Source organism: Pseudomonas sp. SDO55104_S430, from assembly GCF_054070595.1.
The window spans coordinates 1-4883 of record NZ_JBSVXG010000322.1 but is presented as its reverse complement, the minus strand read 5'-3'; the positions used below and the strand labels follow the sequence as shown (position 1 = coordinate 4883).

At 60.5% G+C, this 4883-nt stretch carries 4 protein-coding genes; 1 reads left to right on the top strand and 3 read right to left on the bottom strand.

Translation table 11 applies throughout. From position 1 onward, the window contains the following. Positions 1-175: 175 nt before the first annotated feature. Positions 176-1984, bottom strand: a complete 1809-nt coding sequence (gene oadA, locus ACW9JE_RS28565; protein ID WP_224539915.1) for a sodium-extruding oxaloacetate decarboxylase subunit alpha — start codon at positions 1982-1984, stop codon at positions 176-178. 11 nt (positions 1985-1995) lie between these two features. Then, positions 1996-3411, bottom strand: coding sequence for an acetyl-CoA carboxylase biotin carboxylase subunit (locus ACW9JE_RS28560; protein ID WP_008056950.1), 1416 nt, complete (start codon positions 3409-3411; stop codon positions 1996-1998). Between the two features lie 192 nt (positions 3412-3603). Here ACW9JE_RS28560 and ACW9JE_RS28555 point away from each other — a divergent pair, with 192 nt between their 5' ends. Next, the gene (locus ACW9JE_RS28555) at positions 3604-4566 is read left to right on the top strand and encodes a LysR family transcriptional regulator (RefSeq protein WP_224539913.1); all 963 of its coding nucleotides are present in this window, start codon (positions 3604-3606) and stop codon (positions 4564-4566) included. Here ACW9JE_RS28555 and ACW9JE_RS28550 read toward each other — a convergent pair. After that, positions 4508-4720, bottom strand: a complete 213-nt coding sequence (locus ACW9JE_RS28550) for a PA3496 family putative envelope integrity protein (protein WP_457434661.1) — start codon at positions 4718-4720, stop codon at positions 4508-4510. The two genes, ACW9JE_RS28555 and ACW9JE_RS28550, sit on opposite strands and share 59 nt — an antisense overlap. Between the last annotated feature and the right edge of the window lie 163 nt (positions 4721-4883).

The window sequence follows — 4883 nt, the reverse complement described above, 5'->3', positions numbered from 1 at the left end:
GCAATGATGCTGACTGACACACCGCCTTCGCGAGCAAGCTCGGCTCCTACAGGTTGTTTTGTCGTTCATTGAATCGTGGGCAAATACAGGTTTTGGTCGTTCATCGAATCGCAGGCAAAAAAAAGGGGAGCCCATGCTCCCCCGAGGTTTAAAGCGTTGTATCGAGGCTGTTATCTCAGCCTTCGATCTCGATCAGGATTTCGCCCGGATTCACGCGGTCGCCCTTGGCCACGTGGATGGCGGTGACCTTGCCGGCGATGGCGGCCTGGACTTCGGTTTCCATCTTCATCGCTTCGGTGATCAGCACAGCCTGGCCGGCCTTGACGGTGTCGCCTTCCTTGACCAGCACGTCGACAATGTTGCCCGGCATGGTGGTGCTGACGTGGCCCGGTGCGGAGGCTTGCTTGCGCTTGCTGCTGCCGCCGCCGACGAATTCGTTCAGCGGCTCGAACACCACTTCTTCCGGCATGCCGTCGATGGACAGGTAGAAGTGACGCTTGCCTTCGGCCTTGACGCCGACACCGGTGATGTCGACGCGGTAGGTTTCGCCGTGGACGTCGATGACGAACTCGGTCGGCACGCCCTCGCCACCCGCCGACGCCACCTTGCCCGCTTCCGGAATCGGCAGCAGCACTTCAGGGGTCAGGGTGCCGGCTGCGCGTTCTTCGAGGAACTTGCGGCCGATGTCCGGGAACATGGCGTAGGTCAGCACGTCTTCTTCAGACTTGGCCAACGCGCCGATGTCGGCACGCAGCTTGGCCATTTCCGGCTTGAGCAGGTCGGCGGGACGTACGTCGATCACTTCTTCGCTGCCGATGGCCTGGCGACGCAGTTGCTCGTTCACAGGCGCCGGCGCCTTGCCGTAGCCGCCTTGCAGGTACAGCTTCACCTCGTTGGTGATGGTCTTGTAGCGCTCGCCGGCCAGCACGTTGAAGAACGCCTGGGTGCCGACGATCTGCGAAGTCGGGGTCACCAGCGGCGGGAAGCCGAGGTCTTCGCGAACCCGCGGAATTTCCGCCAGCACTTCACCCATGCGGTTCAGGGCGCCCTGCTCCTTGAGCTGGTTGGCCAGGTTGGAAATCATCCCGCCTGGAACCTGGTTGACCTGTACGCGGGTATCGACTGCGGTGAACTCGCTTTCGAACTGGTGGTACTTCTTGCGCACGGCGTAGAAGTACAGGCCGATCTCTTGCAGCAGTTCCAGGTTCAGGCCGGTGTCGAATTCGCTGCCTTTGAGAGCAGCGACCATCGACTCGGTGCCCGGGTGGCTGGTGCCCGAGGAGAAGCTGGAGATCGCGGTGTCGATGTGGTCGGCACCGTTTTCGATGGCCTTGAGCTGGCACATCGCGGCCAGGCCGGCGGTGTCGTGGGAGTGGATGAACACGGGCAGCGACTGCTCGGCTTTCAGTGCCTTGACCAGCTCGCCAGTGGCGTACGGCGTCAGCAGGCCGGCCATGTCCTTGATCGCCACCGAGTCGCAACCCATGGCTTCCATTTGCTTGGCCTGTGCCACGAACGCGTCGATGGTGTGCACCGGGCTGGTGGTGTAAGCGATGGTGCCCTGGGCGTGTTTGCCCGCAGCCTTTACCGCTTCGATGGCCACGCGCAGGTTACGCACGTCGTTCATCGCGTCGAAGATACGGAACACGTCGATGCCGTTGACCGCGGCCTTGGCCACGAACGCCTTGACCACGTCGTCGCTGTAGTGGCGGTAGCCCAGCAGGTTCTGGCCACGCAGGAGCATTTGCAGGCGAGTGTTCGGCAACGCCGCGCGTAGTTGGCGCAGACGCTCCCACGGGTCTTCTTTCAGGAAGCGTACGCAGGCGTCGAACGTGGCGCCGCCCCAGCATTCCAACGACCAGTAGCCGACTTTGTCGAGCTTGTCGCAGATCGGCAGCATGTCTTCGGTGCGCATGCGGGTCGCGAGCAGCGATTGGTGGGCGTCGCGCAGGATGGTGTCGGTTACGTGAATCTTCTTGGACATTGTTGTATTCCTCACAGGCCTGCGTGGGCGGCGATGGCGGCGGCGATGGCCAGGGCCAGCTCTTCGGGTTTGCGCTTGATCGAGTAGTTGGTCAGTTCAGGGTGGCTTTCAACGAAGCTGGTGTTGAACTGGCCGCTACGGAATTCCGGGTTGCGAAGGATTTCCTGGTAGTACGCGGCGGTGGTCTTGACCCCTTGCACACGCATGTCGTCCAGGGCGCGCAAGCCACGGTCCATCGCCTCTTCCCAGGTCAGCGCCCACACCACCAGTTTCAGGCACATGGAGTCGTAGAACGGTGGAATGGTGTAGCCGGTATAGATCGCCGTGTCTGTCCGCACGCCGGGACCGCCGGGCGCGTAGTAACGGGTGATCTTGCCGAAGCTCGGCAGGAAGTTGTTTTTCGGGTCTTCGGCGTTGATCCGGAACTGCAAGGCGAAACCACGGTGCTGGATGTCTTCCTGCTTGACCGAAAGCGGCAAGCCGGACGCGATGCGGATCTGCTCGCGGACGATGTCGATACCGGTGATTTCTTCGGTGATGGTGTGCTCCACCTGCACCCGGGTGTTCATCTCCATGAAGTACACCTCGCCCTCGGCGAGCAGGAACTCCACGGTACCGGCGTTCTCGTAACCCACCGCCTTGGCCGCACGCACCGACAGGTCGCCGATGTAGGCGCGCTGTTCCGGGGTAAGTTGCGGGCTCGGGGCGATCTCGATCAGCTTCTGGTTGCGGCGCTGGATCGAGCAGTCACGCTCGAACAGGTGCACCACGTTGCCGAAGCTGTCGCCGAGGATCTGCGCTTCGATGTGTTTCGGATTGACGATGCATTTTTCCAGGAACACTTCCGCCGAACCGAAAGCCTTGGTGGCCTCGGAAATCACCCTCGGGAAAGCCTGTTCGAGCTCTTCGCGGCTGTTGCAGCGACGGATACCGCGGCCGCCACCACCGGAAGTAGCCTTGAGCATTACCGGGTAACCGATGCGATCGCCTTCGGTCAGGGCTTCTTCGATGCCCGAGACGTTGCCTTCGGTACCCGGAGTGACCGGTACGCCGGCCTTGATCATGCTGCGGCGCGCTTCGGTCTTGTCGCCCATGCGGCGAATGACTTCAGCCGATGGACCGATGAATTTGATACCACGTTCGGCGCAAATGTCCGCCAGTTCCGCGTTTTCCGAAAGGAACCCGTAGCCTGGGTGCAGCGCGTCACAACCGGTTTCCACCGCAAGGTTCACCAGCTTGCGCGGGTTCAGGTAACCGGCCAGCGGCTCGGCACCAATACTGTGGGCTTCATCCGCGCGCTTCACATGCAGTGCGTGACGGTCGGCGTCGGAATAAATCGCCACCGAGCGAATACCCATCTCGGCGCAGGCTCGTACGATTCGTACGGCAATCTCACCACGGTTGGCGATCAGGATCTTTTTTATCACTTGGAAGTTTCCCTTGAGCCGGTAGTACCCACGACCTGCTAGACCCAGGTCGACGCGTGACCAAATGTTTCAATTTGGTCGCAGGGCCACACTAGCGCCCGCAAGGAATTAACAAAAATGAATAATTATTGGGTCACGCATAAGTAAAGACTTATAGTTGCTGCTCCAGCCTGCGCCGAAGGTGCTTTATAAATGCGTAAGTCATTGATGCGTATGACATTGCGTCAATTGCAGATTTTCAATGAAGTCTGTGATCTACGGTCCTACAGTCGGGCAGCCGACGAAATGTCGCTCACCCAACCGGCCGTCAGCCTGCAGATTCGCCAGCTGGAAGAGCTGATTGGTCAACCTTTGTTCGATTACGTCGGCAAAAAACTGTACATGACCGAGGCCGCCGAAGCACTGCAACGCGCCAGCCGGGACATTTTCGGGCGCCTGGAAAATCTCGACATGCAGCTGTCCGACATGCAGGGCTCCCTGCAGGGCCAGTTGAAACTGGCGATCGAATCCAGCGCCAAATACTTCGTCCCGCACCTGTTTGCCGCGTTCAAGCGCCAGCACCCGGAGGTCAACCTGCAACTGACGGTGGTCAACCGCGGGCAGGTGATCCGCCGCCTCTCCGACAACCGCGACGATCTGGTGATCATGTCCATGGTGCCGCAGGACATGGGGCTGGAATTCCTGCCATTCCTCAATAACCCGATCGTCGCCGTCGCCCCACCGGATCATCCGCTGTGTCACATGGGACCGTTGCGCTTGCAGGACCTTGAGCCTTACACACTGCTGTTGCGCGAGCCCGGCTCGGGTACGCGAATGGCCTGCGAGGAGTATTTCAAGGAAAAGCGCGTGCACTTCAACCAGACCCAGGAAGTCTCGTCGGCCGAAGCTCAGCGTGAGTGTGTGTTGGCCGGACTGGGCGTTGCGCTGTTGACGCGCCACGCCCTTAACCTGGAGCTGGCGACCGGCGGGCTGATCGAGCTGCCGGTCGAAGAACTGCCGCTCTATCGCAGTTGGTGCCTGGTGCAGGCCAAGGCCAAACGCCTGTCACCTGTGGCTCACGCATTCCTTGCGTTCGTGCGCAGCGAGCGGGTGCAAATCAGCGGGCTGGTTGAGCGTTTCGACGGGAAGGCGTCGACGCTTTCTGCCAGAGTTTGACTTCGAATTCTTGAGGAAAATCGCCGATTTCGGCGAGAAGTTGGCGCTGTTCACAGCGATCCTCGATAGCGCGGCGAAACTCCATACGGCGCTGATCTTCCTGCTGACGGCGGGTTTTGACGACGCTGTTGCGTTCTTCGTAGTGCTGGGCCATTTCTTGTCTCCCAAAGCGAGTACGGGAGCTACAGAATCGGCGCGGGGGATGACCGTTTGACGGCGTGTGGATGACAGGGCGATGAATCCTGCGAAGCGGACGCCGTTTATTCGAGCGCTATCGCGAGCAGGCTCGCTCCCACAGAACATCTCGGTCAACTGTG